The following is a 20373-nucleotide window of genomic DNA, read 5'->3' on the forward strand; positions in this document are numbered from 1 at the left end:
TCGATCCTACCCCATTGGCTGAAAAGCTTCTAGGCAAGGGTATAGGGACGATTCAGCCGCTCCAACTGCTGCACCATCAGGCTGAGGAAAAGTCCCACATCGGTGACCACGCCCACGGATTCCACAGAACCCCGATCCGCTAGTTTAGTGACGACCGCTGGGTTAATATCCACACAAACGAGCTTCACCCCGGCGGGGGTCATATTGCCGACACCAATGGAGTGCAGCATCGACGAGAGCATCAAAATCATGTTTGCGCCCTGAATCAGGCGGGCATACTCCCGCTGCGCCTCAATTAAATCCATGAGGGTATCGGGCAGTGGGCCATCATCACGGATTGACCCCGCTAGGACAAAGGGCACATTATTCTTCACACACTCATACATCACGCCACTGGTGAGGATGCCCTGAGCCACGGCGTTGGCAATGCTGCCACAGCGACGAATGGTATTGATCACTTTCAGGTGGTGACGGTGACCGCCCCGCACAGGAACGCCCCGCTGCATATCCACTCCCAAGGAGGTGCCCATGATCGCCTGCTCCATATCGTGCACCGCGATCGCGTTGCCGCCGAGGAGTCCTTGGACATAGCCTTCACGGATCAGCTTGGCTAAATGCTCACCACCGCCGGTGTGGATAACCACTGGGCCGGCCACCACAATCACTTTGCCCCCCTGATCGCGGATGCGCCGCAGTTCCCAAGCAATTTGTTCCACCACCAGTTCGACGCGGCGTTCACTGGAGACCCCTGATCCCATGAAGGTGAACTCTTGGGTGCTGCGCTGGCTTTCCGTTTTCCGAATCGTGCGGATGCCTTCGACGCCCACGACCACGCGATCGCCCACCTCTAAATCCCGCAGAATGCGACACTCCGCCACCGTGCCTTCCGGGGTTGAGCGCACCACAATCGCCCCATCCATGCGTTGGTTTTGAACCCGAACCCACTCGCCGGCAACTCGTACCTCTGTGGGATAAATCGTGGTTACATAGAAATCATCCGGGGCAACCCCCGCTTGGGTGACGGTTTCGAGGGTCGCATCACACACCTCTGAGGGCGGTAAAATCGCACCGAGGGTGATCAACTGCGCCATGATCGCATCCATGACCTCGGCATCGGGCGCCATGACCCGAATATCCGCTTGGGAGGGACTTTGCCGTTGTTCGCCAAGATTAAATTGCAGGACTTGGAAACTGCCGCCACTTTCCACAATTGTGTCTAGGACACGGTTCACAAGGCCAGAGTCGAGGAGGTGTCCCTCCAGATGAATGACCCGACTGGGAATTGTCGCCGTGGCATGGAGTTCTTCGCGCACGGGTTCGGTCACCCGCAAGGTCAAGCATTTAGCTGCACCCCCCGCCTTGAGAAATTCTGTCAGGGGCGTTTCCACCACCTCAAAGCCCACTTGGGCAAGGGCGGACTTCAATTCTTGGCTGGCACAGTTGAGAATCACCGTGCGATCGATATTGACGGCATTGCAAGCAAAGTTGACCGCATCAGCCTCTTTAACGGCAATTCGTTTATCCGCTGGTACCCGCAGTTCAATCAGGCGGTTGGAGTAGGCATCAAAGGCGGGAGGATAGTAAAGTAAGTAGCCATCCGTGAGCGGACAAAAACATGTGTCAAGGTGGTAGAAACGCTCATCCATGAGCCGCAGGGAGAGGACTTCAATATCCAGCCACTTCGCCAAATAGGCATGGGAATCCAATTCTGAACGGAAGCCATACCCTGCCCACAGCCAGCGACCCTCACGATCCAAGAGGGCATCTCCGGCTCCCTCAAAGGGCAGTTGCTGCGGTAGCTCAAAAACTTGATACCCCTGAGATTCAAACCACGCTTTGAAATAGGGTTCTTCCCCTTGACGTTCTGGATGATAAAAGCGACTGAGCACCACGCGATCGCCGAGCACCAAGCCCGCATTCGCCGTAAACACCATATCCGGCCAGCCCGGCTGCGGCTCAATCAGGTCAACCGTTGCCCGAGCATGGATAATTTCGTAGAGTTTTTGCCACTGCTCCTGTGCCCGATCGCGGGAGGACTTGTGGATATTTCCTTCCATCCAAGGATTGATTACATAGTCCACCTCATAATGGGTGGGAGGGCACATGAGGAATCGCAGGGTTGAACTCATAGGGGTTGTTTAGAAATCGTTGCAATTTGTGAAAACAGTCTAGGTGTGGGCTACACGGCACCCATCACAAACTTTTATTCTATAGGCAGTGGGGATCCTGACGATTAGTTTTGTCATCAAACCTTGACATTACACCCATTGCCCTGTGTCTTTAAGCGCAACTCCATTTGCAAATAGCAGGGGAAATCTGCGCTAAAATTATAATTTGTGCGATCGCGCACAGCCAACTGACACCATTTGCGAAGGGGAATGACCTTGACTGACGTGACTGACATCATTTCCATGGCGACTGAACCCCGTGCCAATAGCCAACTCCTCGCCACGATTGAGGTTTCGGGGGCACACTCTCAACAGGTGTATAACCAAGTGGTCAATGATCTCCTTCGCCATACACAGCTACGCGGATTTCGCAAGGGCAAAGCCCCCCGGCAGCTGGTATTGCAGCAAATTGGCAAAGAGCGGCTGCGCTATGTGGCCATGGAAAAACTGATTGAGGATACCGTTAAAGCCGCCGTCGAAAAGAACAATATCCCCTACTTGGGTAATCTTGAACTTCAAGGGGACATTCCAGAAATACTGAAGCAATTTCAGCCCGGCGAAAACTTTTCCTTCAGCGTCACGTTTGATGTTGAACCAGAAGTGACAGTCACAGCCTATAAAGGGCTAACCATTGAGTACAATCCCGTCACCTACAATCCCGAAACTGTTGAGAAGCTCTTGCAGCGGCACCAACGGGAGCACGCCACCCTCATTCCCGTCGAAGACCGGCCCGCTCAGTGGGGCGATGATGTCACCCTAAAACTGGTGACCAAAGATGAAAATGGGGAGGTGGTGAAGGAACTCTCAGCAGATGAACTGCCCCTGTCCCTCGATGAAGAGCAACCCTTTTTGATCAAAGAAATTCCTGCTGCTGTTGTCGGCATGAGTGTCGGTGAAGCCAAAACGGTGACGGTGTCTATTGCTGAGGAAGTCGAGGAAGGGAAAGCAGAAATCCCCAAACAATTGACCGCTGAGATTGAACTTCTAGGGATTAAAGCACCGGAACTGCCCCCCCTAGACGATGCCTTTGCCGCTGAGCACAGTGAATTCAGTACGATGGCAGAATTGCGGGCCTATCTGGAACAAAACCATCAGGAGCGAGCTGAAAATCAAGACAAGAAAGCGAAAGAAGCTGCCCTCATTGATACCCTCATTGCCCAAAATCCAGTTGAATTGCCAAAAACCCTGATCCGCAAAGAGGCAGATGTGAAGGTGCGGACGACGCTGATGCAAATTCAGTCCCAAGGCGTTGATCTCAACAAGATTATGACCGAGGAACTCTACGAAAAAATGCGTCAAGAGGCAGAGCCGGGGGCAGCGAAGGAGGTGCACTCCCGTTTATTGTTGAGGGCGATCGCTCGTCAAGAGGGCATTGAACCTAGTCCCGACGCAGTGGAGGAACGGCTGAACCGCTACAAAGAGGTGTTGGGCAACCAAACAGCCAAGGATCTAGAACGACTCCGCGAATTTGCCCACGATGAAGTGCAGCAGGAGGAAGCCCTCAACTGGCTCCTAGAGCAAAATACATTTCAGCCAGTGCAGTCCGACACAGCCACTGAGCAGCCCACAGCGACTGCTAAAGCGCCCAAAGATACCCAGACGGAGGCCGTTGCTGAAAAGCCATCTAAGCCGCAAAAACGCTCTGGGAAAAAAGCAAGTTCTGCCCCAGCCCAAGAATAGTTCGGCATAATGAAAGTGATGATCCCTACGGGGACAAACCACTAGTTACAATTAATTACAAACGAACCGTCATTCTAGGCAACTATGCTGCAATCGCGTTACGACCATCCCCTCAGTGCCATTCTGCGCTCTCCAGCGCTCAATCTGCCGCCTACCCATGCCAATATTGTGCCGATGGTGGTTGAGCAGTCGGGGCGGGGTGAACGAGCCTTTGATATCTACTCGCGGCTCCTGCGGGAGCGGATCATCTTCCTAGGGGGGGGCGCAGGCGATCGCCGAGGCATTGATGATGCGGTTGCTGACTCCATCGTGGCGCAGCTTCTGTTCCTTGATGCCGAAGATCCGGAAAAAGACATTTACCTGTACATCAACTCACCGGGTGGCTCGGTTACAGCCGGCATGGCCATCTACGACACCATGAAGCACATTCGCCCCGATGTGTGTACCCTCTGCTTTGGCTTGGCGGCGAGTATGGGTGCCTTCTTACTGTCTGGCGGTACCCCCGGCAAACGGATGGCGCTGCCCCATGCGCGGATCATGATTCACCAGCCCCTCGGAGGTGCCCAGGGTCAGGCAGTGGATATTGAAATCCAAGCGCGGGAAATTCTCTACCACAAGCGCAAGCTCAATGAACTCTTGTCACAACACACGGGGCAACCCATCGAGCGCATTGAAGCTGATACGGAGCGGGATTTCTTTATGTCCGCTGAAGAGGCCAAGGCCTACGGTCTGATTGATCAGGTGGTGACGCGGCAGACCCTCCCTAGCCACTAAGTACACCCTACGTGCAACCCTAGAGGTTCCCTATGGCCAAATATGATACCCACCTCAAGTGCTCCTTTTGTGGTAAGTCACAGGAACAGGTGCGTAAGCTCATCGCGGGCCCTGGGGTCTATATCTGTGATGAATGCGTAGAACTGTGTAATGAAATCCTCGATGAGGAATTGGCCACCGTTCCCAATGCGGCGGCTCCCCGTCGAGACTCCACACCGTCGCGATCGCCCCGCAGCACACCCCGCAGTCGGCCCCTCAGCCAAGTGCCCAAGCCTCGGCAAATCAAGGAATTTCTTGATAAGCACGTGGTCGGCCAGCATGAAGCTAAGAAAATCCTCTCAGTTGCGGTCTATAACCACTACAAGCGCCTGAGTCTTTTGGATGGTGATCAGCGGGGCGATGACAACGTCGAACTGCAGAAGTCCAATATTCTCCTGATTGGCCCGACGGGTTCTGGCAAGACCCTCTTGGCTCAGACATTGGCGAAGCTCCTCGATGTTCCCTTTGCGGTTGCCGATGCCACTACCCTCACGGAAGCCGGCTATGTGGGGGAAGATGTGGAAAATATCCTGCTGCGCTTGCTGCAAACCGCCAATATGGATGTGGAGGAAGCACAACGGGGGATTATCTATATTGACGAGATTGATAAGATTGCCCGCAAAAGTGAAAATCCTTCAATTACCCGTGATGTGTCCGGGGAAGGGGTACAGCAGGCGCTGCTGAAGATGCTAGAGGGGACGATCGCCAATGTGCCGCCGCAGGGGGGGCGCAAGCATCCCTACCAAGACTGCATTCAAATTGACACGACGAATATCCTCTTTATCTGTGGGGGCGCCTTTGTTGGTTTAGAGAAAACCATTGAGCAGCGGGTGGGCAAGAAGGCAATGGGCTTTGTCCGCGATGGCGAACCCCTCCCCAAGGAAAAACGCTCTGCGGATATTCTCAAGCAACTGGAACCCCACGATCTGGTGAAGTACGGCATGATTCCAGAGTTCATTGGCCGTATTCCCGTGGTGGCCGTGCTAGAGCCGTTGGATGTGGCCGCCTTGGCAGAAATTCTTACCCAACCTCAAAACGCGCTCCTGAAGCAGTACCAAAAACTCATGCGCATGGACAGTGTGGAGTTGCGCTTTGAACCGGCGGCGGTAGAGGCGATCGCCCAAGAGGCCTACCGTCGTAAAACCGGTGCCCGTGCCCTGCGCGCTATTGTTGAAGAGATTATGCTGGACGTGATGTACGAACTGCCTTCCCGCAAAGACCTCCGCGAATGTACCATCACGCCCGAAATGGTGGAAAAACGCTCCACGGCTGAACTACTCCTGCATCCTTCTTCGCTGCCTACACTTTCTGCTTAGAAGAAGATGTGGCTATCGGGCATCAAGCTCAACTCAAGGGGAACCGCATGGGGATCCGTTTCTAGGGTAGCGCGAATCAGACGGGCAACGGTGGCCGGTCGCAGCAGTTTCTGGCGATCGATTTTGAGGCTGACGGCATCCCAAAAGGGCGTATCCACACCGCCAAAGTAGAACAGACTAAAGCGAATACCATAGCGCTTGAGTTCTTCGGCCATACACTTGCTGAAGCCCACCACCCCAAATTTCGCAGCACAGTAGGCTGACCCCATCGCCATTGAATGTTTACCGAGGATACCGACAACGGTGCAGATGTGTCCCTGTTGTTGCTCTTTCATGAGTTCGGCAGCCTGTTGGCTGGTGTAAAAGCAACCCTTAAGGTTTAGATCCAGCATCTGATCCAGTTCAGCCGCAGTAATTTTTTGATAGGGCTTGAGGAGGCCAGCCCCCGCCGCGTTGATCAATACATCGAGGCGTCCCTGCTCACTGCGGATGGCTTGCATTAATTCGCTCACTTGCTGCGGTTGGGTGATGTCACAGGGCTGAATTTGTACGGTGACTGAGGAGGGAAGCTGCTCTACCAAAGCTTGCAGGCGATCGCTCGAGCGAGCCGCTAAGACCAACTTGGCACCCGTTTCTTGGAGTTGCTCAACAACGGCTTGACCAATGCCACCTGTGGCACCCACCACTAACACCACACGATCTGCTAAGACACTCATTTTGTTACATTTCTTTACGTTCATCCTTTTATCCTAGCGTTTCTTGAATTGCCCAGAACCTACCCATCGCTTGGGCAATCAAATTTAGAAAGACGAGCCTTTGTTCTGCGTATTAGGATTGAGCTGTTAAGCGTCTTGCCTAGGTGTGACGGAGTTGGGATGAATGACGCAGCAACCACAACCCCCCTTTACCCTTTGGTCTCGTCAGTGGGGATGGAGAATGATTGCCTTGGTGGTGCTCGGTGGAACGCGGGCGTGGTGGTTTGTGCACTATGAATTGGCTCCTGAAATTGCCCAACAACTACAACAGCGTCTCAATCGGCCAGTGGAAATTGGCGGCGTTGAGCACGTCGGGCTGAATGTTGTTCGTTTTGGCTCCTCAGCGGTTCCCAGCTACACGCCAGAAGATGGCACTCCCGAGTTGGACAACGCGCTAATCAATGGCATTGAAGTCGCCTTTAATCCATGGCAGCTTCTGACAGGTCAAAAATTAGATCTCGACGTGACTCTCCACCAACCCCAACTCACGGTGGTTCAGGATGCCCAAGGGCGGTGGTGGCGCACAGAAGTTCAGCTGCCAGAGGAGGAGCCGAGCTTGTTTCAACTGAATCAAATCAAGGTGAAGGTGCGGGATGGCTCTGTGCTGGTTCAACCCTTTCGGCGTCCTGCCTACCTGCTGCACCAAATTCATGGCGGATTGACCCTGACGCCCGATCGCCAGAATTTTGCCCTCGAAGGTCAAGCGGAAGGACAACTGGCCGGGGGTGGCCAATGGCGATTGCAGGGGGACTGGAACCAACCCCAAGAATCAGGACAACTGGATTTGCGCTTCAGTAAGATTCCCCTTGCGCGCGGGAATGAGATTCTGCCAGAGACCATTCGTGTCCAAGGCGGCCAATTGGAGGGGCAATTACGGGTTCGTCTGCCTTTACCAGAAACCCCCGAAGTCACGGGTCAAATTTGGTTGCGGGATGGTACTTTACGCACGGCCTTTGTGCCCCAAGACATCAAGGGATTACAGGCCCATGTGCAATTGCAGGGCAATCAGGCAAAGCTGCACTATTTGCGCGGGGCGATCGCCAATGTCCGCTGGCAGGCTCAAGGCACCGTCGGTCTCCGAAGCGGCTGGAACATTGAAGCGCAAGTGCCGAGGTTTGATCTCGCCCCTACCTTAACGGCCTTGGGGATTACGCCACCGGTTCCCCTGCGGGGTCAAGTGGAAGTTCCCACCCTTCGCGTGCAGGGGGATCTGGAGAATCCCCAAGTCATAGGTGAACTGCGCAGCCAAACACCGCTCCAAGTGGATCAACTGCAACTGCAACAGGTACGGCTGCCGTTTATGGCGTCCCTTGAGCAAGGGGTTAGGCTGATGGAGGTTCGCGCCCAGTTGGTGGATGGCGGTGAGGTACAGGCAACGGTTGGGGTAGAACCCACGGGCGAGTTTCGTGGCCAAGCACAAGTGCAGCAGGTGAATCTGCAGGCGATCGCCCGCCGCTACGATGTGGCTCCGCCCGTGTCCCTAGGGGAGGGGTTTGCACAACTGGACTTTGGTGGCAATCTGCGTACCCCAGAGGCTTGGCAGGCCAATGCCGCCTTTCAACTACCGACGGCTCAGTATCCACTGCGGGGCACCGCCCGTCTGACGCAAACTCAACTGCTCGTTCCTGAGTTTCAAATGCAGTTTTTAGGGGGGAGTCTGCGGGGTCAAGTGCAAGCCGCCGCCGGTCAGTGGCAGTTGCAGGCTCAGGCTGAGAATATTCCCCTACGGCAGTTGAATCAAGAGTTACAAGGTCGTCTCAGTGGGCAGGCGATCGCCCAAGGACGGGTGGATCAACTAACGCTACCAGCGATTCGAGCTAGTGCCAATCTGCAAGTGGATCAAACCCCCACGGGTGATCCGCTGATTGCAGTTGTGAACTGGGATGGTCAGCAATTGCAAGTGCAAGAAGCCACCCTCGGTGCGATCCGCGCCCAAGGCACTATTGGTGTTGATTTAGCGGCCTTACAACCCACTGACATTCAATTGGGCATCCAAGCCAGAAATCTCCCCCTGAGTACCTTAAGCACTTTCTTGGAACCGAATCCCCCCGTTCCCCTCACCCTTGCAGGTACCACGTCCTTTCAAGGCCAACTCACAGGCCGCCTCGATAGGCTCCAGTTTCAGGGGGCACTGCTCACCCAAGGATTGGCGGTGAATGATTTGCGCTTTGCCCCTCAACTCACGGGCACGGTTACCTTGAGCCAACAACAGGGGGCAGCCCTCAATTTACAGGGGGGGGGCGATCGCTTGGCGTTTCGTTTGGATGCCGATGGCTTACCCCGCTCACTGCTGGTTCAACGGCAACAGGCGCAACTGATCGGCCAGCGCCAAGGGGAGAGCTTTGATCTGCGTCTGCAGCAGTTTCCTGTGGAATCCCTGCGGTTACGGCTCTCGGAACTCCCCGAAAAAGCCATTCTCGCAGGACTGGCCTCAGGCAATCTCCAGTTGCAAAATTGGACGAGGGGGCAGGGTAGTTTTACCGTAGAGCGACCGGGGTTAGGGGCATGGCGGGGCGATCGCCTGCAAGCGCAATTCCGTCTGAGTCGCGATCGCCTGACGATTCAATCTGGCCTTTTTACAAAAGGGGAAAGTCGCTATCAATTCACTGCCGATCTCCAGCCTCAACAATTGGGGGCGCAGTTGACGATTGCCCAAGGCAATTTAGCGGATTTAACGGGACTCGCCATCGTCCTCGGGATTGGCCAACCCACCGCTCGGGGGACTGCTGCAGATTTGGGCACACCCACCGCAGGGGAAGGTCTGCAAGTCTCAGTGCTAACACAAATTCGCCGCCTTGCCGAAATTGAGATGCTGCAAGCCCAAGCGGCTTTGGTGCGGCGGCCGGAGCTGCTGCCCCCCTTGGAGCAACTTCAGGGGACTTTTAATGGCCAAATCAATCTGAGTCAAACCCCGCAGTCGGGTCTGGTGGCCAGCTTTGATCTCAAGGGCGCCAATTGGCAGTGGGGAAATTACGCAGTTGAGCAGTTTCTGAGTCGCGGTCGCTTTGCCCAAAATCAACTGGTGCTGACAACCCTCAATCTGCTTGTGAATGGTGGGCAATTAAACGTCAATGGCATTCTTGGCGGTAACCAGCAAAATGCCCAACTGCGGCTAGAGCAATTCCCTGTGAGTCTTGTGGCAAGTCTTTTGCCGCCGGGGGTGGATGTGGACGGTAAGGTGAATGCCCAAGCGGTGTTGACTGGCTCATGGCAGCAGCCCATTCTCGCCGGTGAGGCGACCCTTGCGGAGGGTCGGTTGAATCAACGTCCCTTGGAGGCAGCGAATGCCACATTCCGCTACGCCCAAAATCGTCTTGCCCTTCAGGCGATCGCCCGCTTGGATACGCCAGAACCGCTCATGGTGACAGGTTCGGTTCCCTTGATCTATCCCCTTGACCCGCGACCCGTGGTGGATCCGCAGTTAGCCCTAGATGTGAGTGTCAAGGACGAAGGATTGTCATTAATCAACCTCTTTACCGATCAGGTGCAATGGCAACAAGGAAAGGGAGTTTTCCAAGCCCAACTGCGGGGAACGTGGGCGGAGCCGATGGTGAATGGCGTCCTGAGTGTGGATGATGCGGTGATTAAAACTCCCGCCTTTGAGGAACCGGTGACTAATCTCAGTGCGCGGGTGCGCTTCGATCGCGATCGCCTGCGGGTGGATGGCATTCAAGGTCTCTTTAGCCAAGGGCAAATTACGATGGCAGGGGTGTTACCGATTCAGACTCCCTTGGTCCCCGATGATCCTGATGCTGCGACCCCCCTCACCGCGTCCTTGCGACGCTTGCAAGTGAATGCCGGCAATATCTATCGCGGCACCGTAGAGGGCACCCTCGTGATTACGGATACTCTCCTGAGTCCTGATTTGGGGGGCAGTGTCCAACTCAGCCAAGGCCGTTTGGATTTAGGCGCCATCAATGGTTTGGTCAATGGCAATGGGTTAGCCACTCCTGCTGACAGTCCCTTTGAACCCCTAGCTTTTGATAACTTGGTAATTAATATCTCAGATGCCTTGCGGGTGACGCGATCGCCCGTTCTCAACCTAACGGCCACTGGCAGTTTAACCCTCAATGGGAGTCTCGATAGTCTCCAGCCTGACGGCAAAATTCGCCTCACAGGCGGGCAACTGAATCTGTTCACTACCCTCTTTTTGCTCCAGCGGCGAGCGGATAACTATGTGCTCTTTACCCCTGCCAATGGCTTGGATCCCGAACTCAACCTCACCCTTGCTGCCACTGCCACTGAAGTTTATACCCCCGGCACCGTGACGCGACTCTCCGATGCGGGTTCCCTCACAGCCACCAGTTTAGGGACGCTGAATACCGTTCGCATTACTGCCCGCATCAATGGTCGTGCCAGTCAATTGCAAACCAATTTGCCTGCGGTGCTTGAGCTATCCAGTACCCCTTCGCGCAGCACGACCGAACTCCTTGCCTTGATGGGCGGTGGTTCAATTGCGGATCTCAACCAAGTGGGGGGAGAAGCGGCGGTGGCCAGTCTTGCCGGATCAGCTCTTTTCAACAACCTACAGGCATTGATTGATCAGGCCACGGGCAACCGCACTTCCTTTCGGATGTTTCCAGCGGTGGTGCCCCCCGATCGCCAGGCTCAAAGCCAAGCCCCAACCCTTGCCCTAGGGGCTGAACTGGGTTTTCAAGTGAACAGTTTTACCTCGGTTTCCCTCTTGCAGTTGCTCACCGCTCCCAGTGATCCGACGCGGTTTAACCTTGGGTTTCAGGTGACAGAGCAGATTCGCCTTGGCGGACAGGTGAGCACCAGTGGTGAGGGCACAGGCTTTATTGAATTCCGTTACCGTTTTTAAGGTCGTCTAAGATCAATGTACTGCCAGCAACGCTCAAGCTTGGAAGGTGACAATTGCGGCAGTTGCAGTACCCTCGGTATCAATCTTGATGAAAAATTCCGCTAGAGCCTTATCTCAACGATTCTCGACCGCATGGCAGCGGTTAAGTCTGCGTTGGAAATTTACCTTGGCCTTGGCTCTTGTGGCGCTCTTTCCAGCCGTGATTATTACCGAAGCCCTGATTCAGGTCAGTAATCATAACTTCGATCGTCAACTTGAGCAGCAACTGCGCTCTAGCTTGCAGGATTTGCAGTGGGAAATTGATAACTTGGCCTATGAGTCCCGCATTCAAGCCCTCTTGATTGCCAATGGGATGTATGTGCAGCACGTGGGTCAACCCCTCACCCGTATGATGAATCCCTCCACTATCCGCGATCTGCTTGAGGAGGTGGATACTACTGAGCGTCCCATGAATCTGATGCTGGTGAGCGATGCTAGTGGTCAGGTACTCGCCCAGCAAACAATGGTCTTGGCTAAAACGGGAGAGGCACTCCTTGACTTGACCCCCGAAACCCATTCCTACTATCGTCTCAGCTCACATCAAGCCAGCAGTATTGCTCACTTACCGATGTTTCAAGTGGCTCGCGATCGCCAGCAGATGATTAGCGGTCTGGTGCTCCTCAGTCGTGAGCAGTTACAAGAACTGGGCTTAGCCCAGCAGGCCAAGATCACATTGCGTCCTCAACCCATTGCAACTCTACCCGCCAAGCAACGGCCAGCCCCTGTGGGTACCTACCCCATTGCGGACGGCAATATTGGCTTACTGGCCTTTGCCGCAAAGCCTCTCTATGAAAACAACCAATTTCAGGGGCTAATTCTGACGGGCATTTTACTCAACAATATGCCGGATCTTGTGGATGCCACCACAGAATGGTCCACGGTAGATACGGTGGCAACAATTTTTGCCCAAGATTTGCGGATTGCCACCAATGTACCTTACACCGATGGTCAGACTCGCGCCCTTGGTACCCGCGTTGCTCGCGAAGTGGCCACTCAAGTGCTCAATCAGGGCAAAACGTTTTTCGGCACAACTGACATTTTGGGTTCTCCCTATGTAACGATCTACAGTCCATTGCAGGACTTTCGCCAGCAGCTCGATTTGCCGCATCCACCGCCCATTGGTATCGCCTTTGTGGGGAAGTCCCAAGCGTGGATTCATACCATGACCACCCAGAAACGGTTGGTGGCCTTTGCCATTACCCTTGGTGCCCTGTTGTTGGCCAGTGTTTGGGCCTATCTCACGGCCAATGCCATTGTCAAACCCATTCAATCCTTGGCGACTTCGACCCGCCGCGTGCAGGCAGGGGATTTGACGACACTGGTGCAGGTGCACTCCCTTGATGAGGTGGGAGAACTGGCCAATGCCTTTAATGCCATGATGCGCCAGTTGCGGATCTCTTTTGAGGAGTTAGCCCAGAAAAACCGCTCCCTTGAGCAGATTCGTGATGAACTGCTTGAGGCCAATGAACAGTTTGAGGCGGTACTCAATGCTGTACCGGGTACGATCTCGTGGATTAATGCCGAGGGCATCTATAAGGGGGTGAATCGCAAGTTGGCAGAAACCTTGAATTTGCCACCAGAGGCGTTTATTGGTCGTCCCTTGGGCTTTTTGCGTGAGGATAGAGAGTTGGCAGCCTTTATGCAGGAGTTTGTGGATTCTCCCGATCAATTTGCCTCACGGGTGATCTCCGTTAAGCGCAATAGTCAAACCGCATTTTACCTCGTGGCTTTGCAAAAATACATGCAGGGTACCCATACGGTTGCCGTCGGTATTGATATTAGCGATCGCATTCGCGCCGAGGAAGCACTGCGCATTGCTGAGGAAAACTACCGCAGTATTTTTGAGAATGCCCTTGAGGGGATTTTTCAGGCGTCAACAGAAAATCGGTTTATTCGGGTCAATGCCGCCATGGCCAGAATTTTTGGCTTTGACTCTCCTGAAGAAATGGTGCAGAGCGTCACCAGTATTCGCGACCAAATCTATGTGGAAGCCAGCACCCGTGATGAGATTCTGAATCATTTTGCGACTGGAGGAACAACGGGACATTTTGAATTCAAGGCCTATCGGCGCGATCGCCAGATCATCTGGGTTGAATTGGATATGCGGGCGGTCTGGGATGCCGAGGGCAAGATTCTCTACTATGAAGGATTGGTGCAGGACATTACTGAGCGCAAACAGCGTGAACAAGCGATGCAGCAGCAAATCGAAGAGCTAAGGGTGGAAATTGATCACGAAAAACGGCGGCAGCAGGTGGCCGAAATTACCGAAACGGAGTACTTTCAGCAATTACGCCGTGAGGCGAACTATTTGCGTCAGCGTCGCCAGCGCTAAGGCTAAACCATGACCGATATCCAAGCCCTGTTTGAGCGCATTGCCCCCCTCTACGATCGCCTCAATGATCAACTGAGCTTTGGTCTTCACCATGTTTGGAAGCAAATGGCCGTGGACTGGCTCGAACTGCCTGAAGGCGCAACGGCTTTAGATCTCTGCTGTGGCACGGGGGATTTGACTCGTGTGCTGGCGCGGCGGGTGGGGCGGCAGGGGCGGGTGGTGGGGTTGGATTTTGCGGCAGCACCCTTGGCGATCGCCCGTCAACGCAGTTGCCATTACCCGCAAATTGAATGGCTTCAGGGGGATGCTTTGGCTGTGCCCTTTGCAGATCAAACCTTTCAAGGAATCACCATGGGCTATGGGCTGCGCAATGTCGTGGATATTCCCCAAGCCCTCAGGGAAATGTTTCGGCTGCTTGTCCCCGCTGGGCGGGCAGCCATTCTTGACTTTAGCCATCCCCAAACCCCCGCACTCCAGAAATTTCAGCAATGGTACTTGCAACAGTGGGTCGTGCCCACCGCGCGTCAGTATGGCTTGGCCGCAGAGTATGACTATTTGTGGCCGAGTATTCAGGCTTTCCCCAGCCCAGCCACCCTCTGTGATCTAATTCAAAACGTGGGTTTTCAGCACGTGAAACACTACCCTCTGCTGGGGGGACTCATGGCGATTACTGTTGCCCAAAAGTAATCTAGGTTACAAATGTTAGGCTTCACTCCTTGGCCAATCCTCTAAGCTATAAGTACAGCCTTTTTCTATACGGTTGAGGAGGCCTGATCAGCTTTTAGGAATGGGGGCAAGTAGCTCTCAGTGATACTCAATGGCTGTGAAAAAGGCTGTAGGCGAACCACAGGGCATTTGGAGGGCAGTATGTATAAAAAAATTCTCGTTGCCGTTGACGACAGTGAACTGGGAGAACAGGTCTTTCAAACGGCGCTGGATTTGGCACAGCACTACCAAGCCCGCATGATGCTCATTCATGTCCTCTCACCTACCAATGAATCCTATCCTGACCCGATCTTTACCACCCCCTTGGCTTCCGGGGTCTATGTAGGACTCCACGAGGAAGTGATGCGTGCCTATGCGGAGCAGTGGGAAAACTTTGAGCAAAAAGGCTTGGATATGCTGCGCAACCTCACCCAAATTGCCACTGAAAAAGGGGTGCCCACAGAATTTACCCAAGCCCTAGGGGATGCGGGTCGTGCCATTTGTGATCTGGCCAAAGATTGGGAAAGTGATTTGATTGTGCTGGGGCGGCGGGGTCTCAAGGGCTTGAGTGAATTTTTCCTCGGCAGTGTCAGCAACTATGTGCTCCACAACGCCCCCTGTTCTGTCCTCACCGTCCAGCGCCGCCGTGATTGAGACGCCCGTTCGCATTAAGTTTCTTGTGCAACCTACCCGTCCTGAGTGGGTAGAGCAGGCGATCGCTCACCTAGATACGATTTTGCTCGATCACTCCCACTGTGAGCGCAAAGCCGCTAGTGTTGCCATTAACTTAATGTTTCGCTATCCTTCCCACAAGCGATTGGTGGATGCCCTCACCGATATTGCCCAAGAGGAACTCGATCACTTCCGTCAAGTCAATCAGCAACTGGAACGCCGCCACATTTCCCTTGCCCCCCTCAGTGCACCCCCCTACGCCTCTCGCTTGAATGCCGCTGTCTGCCCGCAGGAACCCCAGCGCTTCTTGGATACCCTATTGGTTTGCGCATTGATTGAAGCTCGCAGCCACGAACGATTGCAACTGCTGGCTCAGCATTGCCCAGATCGGGAGTTAGCAGAATTTTTTGCCAGCCTTGTGACCTCTGAGGCACGTCACTATGGCACCTATTGGTACTTGGCCTATGAGTCCTTTGGCCAAGAGGTGGTGGCAGAGCGATTGCAGCAGTTGGCTGCCCTTGAGAGTGAGATTCTCAGCACGCCCTACCCCTTGCCGCGGATTCACAGCTAGCCCTAGATTGCTGGTGGTGTTGCCCCTTGCGCAGTGGCGGGCTGACCGACCGTAAGGCGCACCGTTTGACCAAATTGTTCTAAAACCACTGCGGGTGTGGTGTCATAGGCATCAATGGCCCGCACAAGCACATTGCCAGCGATTGTATCCCCCACCTGCACCGTACGGGTGACATTCTCTTTGGGTGAGCGAATAATTGCCTGTAGGCGACCATTTACGGCAGCCACACCAAAAACCTTCACCGCTTGGGCGTCCACTGGTGGGGGCGGTGGCGGGGGGGGTGTCGGTCGGCTAGCGGTACCACCCGTACCTGCACCATTGCCCACTGTTCCAGCAGTGCCATTGCCACCCCCTTCAACCGTGCCACCATTTTCCATGCCACCATTCTCAACACCACCCGTGTCTGGTGGCGGAACAGGCTCAAAAGGATTCGGGCGACCAATATTCGAGAGTCCCTCAATGTAGGTTTTGGGGTTGGTGGGTGGGGTTAAGGCGGCAACCGCAGATCCAGCGGTACCGGGTTCGGTGGGTTCAGGGGTGGTGGGAGCGGCTGCGGGGGGAGCAACGGGTTGATCCGTAATTTCTGTTTCAGTGACCATGAAGCCACAGCTACTCATTGTTGAGGCCAGCAACCCGGCTGCAATGGTAATGATCTTGGTGCGCTGTTTGAACATTTGGTGTCTCACCCTTGGATGATGGTCTGGTGGTGCAGACGTGCTCTTTGTTGCCTACTATAAAATGTACCGTTGGCTGGCAGTGGCTATGCATAGGCAGTTGCCAAAGTGGTCTTTGCAGTGCAGAGTTGCTGTGGGGGCGATCGCTCGGTACACTGGGAACAACTGTAACGTTATTTACGGAATCAATCGGTCATGAGTGCTAAGCCCGTCGTGATTGCTCCCTCCATTCTCTCTGCGGACTTCAGTCGTTTGGGTGAAGAGATCCAAGCGGTGGATCGGGCGGGAGCCGACTGGATCCATGTCGACGTCATGGATGGTCGTTTTGTTCCCAATATCACGATTGGGCCATTGATTGTTGAGGCGATTCGCCCCTTGACCCAAAAGCCCCTCGATGTGCACTTAATGATCGTCGAGCCAGAAAAATATGTGGCCGATTTTGCTAAGGCCGGTGCAGATATTATCTCTGTCCATGCTGAACACAATGCCTCGCCTCACCTGCATCGCACCCTTTGTCAAATCCGCGAACTGGGCAAACAGGCAGGGGTAGTACTCAATCCCTCTAGCCCTCTTGAACTCATTGAGTACGTCCTCGATGTTTGTGACCTCGTCTTGATTATGAGTGTTAACCCCGGCTTTGGGGGTCAGAAGTTTATTCCAGCAGTGCTGCCAAAAATTCGACGACTACGGCAACTGTGCGAAGAGCGCGGTTTAGACCCATGGATCGAAGTGGATGGCGGTCTCAAGGCGGACAATACGTGGCAAGTTCTCGAGGCCGGTGCCAATGCCATTGTGGCCGGTTCAGCGGTCTTCAAGGCACCGGATTACGCAGCAGCGATCGCGGGCATCCGCCATAGCAAACGTCCTAGTCCTGAGTTGGTGACTGCTTAGGCACTGGTTGCTGACGGCGTTTGAAATCGCTGCCACGAAAAGGCTTTCAGGTGGCGATCGCCCGTCCGATGCAAAATCAAGTTGGCCATCAGCTTCGCTGTAATCGGGGCAAGCAAAATGCCATTACGGTAATGCCCCGTTGCCAAGTAAAGATTGGTCGCTGGCCCTTCCCCCAAAATCGGTAAATCATCGGGGGTGGCTGGACGATAGCCCCACCACGTATCAATCACCTCGTAACTGGCCAACTCTGGAATAACGGCGGTGGCACGATTCAGCAGTGCTTGCAGGCCAGCAACCGTCGTTCCCTCCTGGAAACCCACATCCTCACTGGTGGCACCCACCACCACTTTGCCAGAGCGACGCGGCACGAGATAGAGTTGATCGCCAAAGATCACATGGTTGAGCAGGGGTTGCCCCGGCGGTTTTAGGGCTAACATTTGCCCCTTGCGGGGGGTGACGGGTAGGGGAAGTAGGCTTTGTACCCATGCGCCTGTGGCCAGAATATAAATCCCCGCAGACCAACGCCCGCGATCGCTCTCCAAGGCTGTAATCTCCCCTTGGGGGGTTTGCTGAAACCGCTGGACACTAATGCCCTCAATCACTTCGATTCCTAGAATGCGAGCGGCACTCACCAAGACCTTGGCCAAGTTGCGGGTATTCACCTGCCCATCTTGGGGAAACCACCAAGCCCCTAGGACACTCTCCGCAAAGCCCGGTTGATAGTTCCCAAGTTCAGACGCATCGAGCCAGCGGCTGTCGGGTTCCATAGGGTGGGCGCGATCGCGCTGCCGCTCATCGGTCACGGGTGCCAAAATACCACAGGGCCAGTAGCCCGCATCCATGCCCGTCAGTTGCTCAAGCTTATCAATCCAACTGGGATAGAGATTGCGGCTTGCCGTACACAAATTCCACATGGCGCCTGCGGGCAAGCCTTCTGCTTGGGGGGCTAACATTCCCGCTGCGGCATGGAGCGCTGCTTCCCGAAACTGACGGCTGAGAACGGTGGGTCGTGCTCCCCGCAATGCCAATTCGATGGCGATCGCCAGCCCCATGGTGCCGCCACCAATAATCAAAATGTCTCGCTGCTCATCCCCAAGGATCATTCTTGACGCTTCAATCCCAATTTACGCATTTCTTTATCTTGGCACCTGCCACTCCTTAAAGGGTAGCCCAAACCACCCAATTGAGGGGGAACGGCGCCTTGTTTTCCGCTCCTGAAGTCAACTCGTTATAATAAGGGCGATCGCGGTGGATTTGCTGCCGCTATGTGGTAACTGTTCATGATCTCATCCGGCTCTCACTACCCGATCTTTGGCCCTGAAATCCGTTGTCCCCACTGTCGGCAAGTTATTCCCGCCCTGACCCTCACCGATACGTACCTGTGCCCGCGCCACGGTCCTTTTGAAGCCGATGCCAAAACGGGGGAATTAATGCACCTGCAATCTGGCCGCATTTGGCGCCTCTGGGACGGCGAATGGTATCGCCAGCACACCCACCCCGACGGGATTCGCTTTGAAATTCACGATGCCCTCGATCGCCTCTACACCCAAGGCTACCGTGCCACCAAAGTCATTATTGCCGAACGCTATCGGGATCTCTTTTGTGCCTACCTCGAACGCAGTACCCCTTGGCGAGGCCCCACAGATCCCCAAATGCTGCGCCTCTTTGGTTTGCCCGTTGAGTTTAGCCCCCCCGCTAGCCAAGAGGAGCGCTGGGATGTGATTAACTTTGATCTCGAAAAAGAACCCGGCGCCCCCATTCGTCCCCCCTATTTTCGGATGTTTGACTAGTGATGCTCACCCTCGCCGACTGTGGCGAATTGGAATTGATTGAGCGCCTGCGCCCCTATTGCCACAGGGAATTGATTGGCGATGATGCAGCGGTTTTGTCGCTACCCCCCGGTGAACAACTGATTGTGAGTACCGATGTCTTGGTTGAGGGGGTGCACTTTAGTTTAGGCATGACCGATACCCCCGTAACGATGACGCCGGTGGATGTGGGCTGGCGATCGCTGGCCGCCAATTTATCCGACCTTGCAGCCATGGGGGCATTGCCCTTGGGGTTAACGGTGGGTCTCGCGGCACCGCGCAACTGTCCTGTGGCAACGATTGAGGGCATTTACCAAGGGATGGCTGCCTGTGCCCAAGCCTACGGCACTAGTATTATCGGTGGTGATACCTGTCGCTCTAGCGTTCTCAGTCTCAGCATCACGGTCTTGGGCAGTGCGCCGCCAGAACGGATTATTTATCGCGATCGCGCTCGGGTGGGGGATGTCATTGTCGTGACGGGGGTTCATGGTGCCTCCCGCGCTGGTCTCGAGTGCCTTTTGTATCCGCAGTGGGCCAGTACTGTGTCCGCAGAACTACGGCAAGCGTGGATTCAAGCCCATCAACGCCCCCAACCGCGATTGGATATTGTCCAATGGTTGCGCCAACAGGTGCCCCCGCCGCGTCTTGCTGGCATGGATAGTAGTGATGGTCTAGCGGCTGCCGTCTTGCAACTCTGTCAAGCCAGTGGGGTGGGTGCGATTCTTTGGGCAGAGCAAATTCCGATGGTGGGCTATAGCGATCGCCCGCAGGCCTTGAACTGGGCCCTCTATGGCGGTGAAGATTTTGAGCTGGTGTTGTGTCTTGCCCCAGACTTGGCTCAAGAGCTCTGTAGGGCAGCGGGTGAGCAAGCCGCCATTGTTGGGGAAATGATTCCTGAAAAGAAAGTGCAACTCAAGCTCAATGGTGAATTATTGCCCCTGCAGCCCGATCAACTTTTTCAGCACTTTTAGGCGATCGCTTGAGGGAGCGGATTAGTTGCCTGAAGCAGGCATGGGTGTTGAGGTCGGGCACCGCCGTCAAGGAATATTACAAAAATTCATAAAGCTTGGGGGCGATCGCCGATAAATCCCCATAAATTTATACATTTCTTAAAAAAATACCGAGCT

15 protein-coding genes are annotated in these 20373 nt (G+C 54.6%); 11 read left to right on the plus strand and 4 right to left on the minus strand.

Annotated elements, in window-relative coordinates:
• Positions 1–29 precede the first annotated feature (29 nt).
• Entirely contained in the window at positions 30–2129 is a 2100-nt protein-coding gene (locus RHP47_RS06640) for a TIGR00300 family protein (protein ID WP_286627142.1), read from the minus strand.
• 264 nt (positions 2130–2393) lie between these two features.
• Between RHP47_RS06640 and tig the strand changes: the two genes are divergently transcribed.
• The 3 genes from tig (at position 2394) to clpX (ending at position 5977) form a co-directional block, all read left to right on the plus strand.
• Positions 2394–3848 carry a trigger factor gene (gene tig / locus RHP47_RS06645; RefSeq protein ID WP_286627169.1) on the plus strand — a complete coding sequence of 485 codons (1455 nt, stop codon included), beginning with the start codon at positions 2394–2396 and terminating at the stop codon, positions 3846–3848.
• Positions 3849–3932: 84 nt separating this feature from the next.
• The gene (gene clpP, locus RHP47_RS06650; RefSeq protein ID WP_149819305.1) at positions 3933–4622 is read left to right on the plus strand and encodes an ATP-dependent Clp endopeptidase proteolytic subunit ClpP; all 690 of its coding nucleotides are present in this window, start codon (positions 3933–3935) and stop codon (positions 4620–4622) included.
• A gap of 32 nt (positions 4623–4654) precedes the next feature.
• Entirely contained in the window at positions 4655–5977 is a 1323-nt protein-coding gene (gene clpX, locus RHP47_RS06655; RefSeq protein ID WP_149819308.1) for an ATP-dependent protease ATP-binding subunit ClpX, read from the plus strand.
• On the opposite strand, the gene RHP47_RS06660 is transcribed toward clpX, so the two are convergent.
• A complete protein-coding gene (locus RHP47_RS06660) occupies positions 5974–6693 on the minus strand; it encodes an SDR family oxidoreductase (RefSeq protein ID WP_310841378.1) in 720 nt (239 codons plus the stop codon). The genes clpX and RHP47_RS06660 overlap by 4 nt on opposite strands.
• A gap of 163 nt (positions 6694–6856) precedes the next feature.
• Here RHP47_RS06660 and RHP47_RS06665 point away from each other — a divergent pair, with 163 nt between their 5' ends.
• The 5 genes from RHP47_RS06665 (at position 6857) to RHP47_RS06685 (ending at position 15873) form a co-directional block, all read left to right on the plus strand.
• Positions 6857–11554, plus strand: a complete 4698-nt coding sequence (locus tag RHP47_RS06665) for a translocation/assembly module TamB domain-containing protein (RefSeq protein ID WP_310841380.1) — start codon at positions 6857–6859, stop codon at positions 11552–11554.
• Between the two features lie 88 nt (positions 11555–11642).
• Positions 11643–13925, plus strand: coding sequence for a cache domain-containing protein (locus RHP47_RS06670; protein ID WP_149819312.1), 2283 nt, complete (start codon positions 11643–11645; stop codon positions 13923–13925).
• 9 nt (positions 13926–13934) lie between these two features.
• Entirely contained in the window at positions 13935–14612 is a 678-nt protein-coding gene (gene ubiE, locus RHP47_RS06675; RefSeq protein ID WP_149819314.1) for a bifunctional demethylmenaquinone methyltransferase/2-methoxy-6-polyprenyl-1,4-benzoquinol methylase UbiE, read from the plus strand.
• A gap of 180 nt (positions 14613–14792) precedes the next feature.
• A complete protein-coding gene (locus RHP47_RS06680) occupies positions 14793–15284 on the plus strand; it encodes a universal stress protein (RefSeq protein ID WP_149819316.1) in 492 nt (163 codons plus the stop codon).
• The gene (locus tag RHP47_RS06685) at positions 15277–15873 is read left to right on the plus strand and encodes a tRNA-(ms[2]io[6]A)-hydroxylase (protein ID WP_302680045.1); all 597 of its coding nucleotides are present in this window, start codon (positions 15277–15279) and stop codon (positions 15871–15873) included. The genes RHP47_RS06680 and RHP47_RS06685 overlap by 8 nt, the downstream gene beginning before the upstream one ends.
• A gap of 2 nt (positions 15874–15875) precedes the next feature.
• On the opposite strand, the gene RHP47_RS06690 is transcribed toward RHP47_RS06685, so the two are convergent.
• Positions 15876–16547: a hypothetical protein gene (locus RHP47_RS06690; RefSeq protein WP_149819321.1), complete on the minus strand. Its 672-nt coding sequence runs from the start codon at positions 16545–16547 to the stop codon at positions 15876–15878.
• 195 nt (positions 16548–16742) lie between these two features.
• Between RHP47_RS06690 and rpe the strand changes: the two genes are divergently transcribed.
• On the plus strand, positions 16743–17438 hold the full coding sequence (gene rpe / locus RHP47_RS06695; protein WP_149819323.1) for a ribulose-phosphate 3-epimerase: 696 nt from the start codon (positions 16743–16745) through the stop codon (positions 17436–17438).
• Here the strand turns inward: rpe and thiO are convergent.
• Complete coding sequence (gene thiO, locus RHP47_RS06700; protein ID WP_310840030.1) at positions 17435–18541, minus strand: glycine oxidase ThiO; 1107 nt, start codon at positions 18539–18541, stop codon at positions 17435–17437. The genes rpe and thiO overlap by 4 nt on opposite strands.
• A gap of 177 nt (positions 18542–18718) precedes the next feature.
• On the opposite strand from thiO, the gene RHP47_RS06705 reads away from it, so the two are divergent.
• Complete coding sequence (locus RHP47_RS06705) at positions 18719–19228, plus strand: TIGR02652 family protein (protein ID WP_149819327.1); 510 nt, start codon at positions 18719–18721, stop codon at positions 19226–19228.
• 2 nt (positions 19229–19230) lie between these two features.
• Positions 19231–20217, plus strand: coding sequence for a thiamine-phosphate kinase (gene thiL / locus RHP47_RS06710; protein WP_226972047.1), 987 nt, complete (start codon positions 19231–19233; stop codon positions 20215–20217).
• Positions 20218–20373: the final 156 nt, after the last annotated feature.

It is taken from the genome of Thermosynechococcus sp. QKsg1, assembly GCF_031586415.1.
Classification (GTDB): domain Bacteria; phylum Cyanobacteriota; class Cyanobacteriia; order Thermosynechococcales; family Thermosynechococcaceae; genus Thermosynechococcus.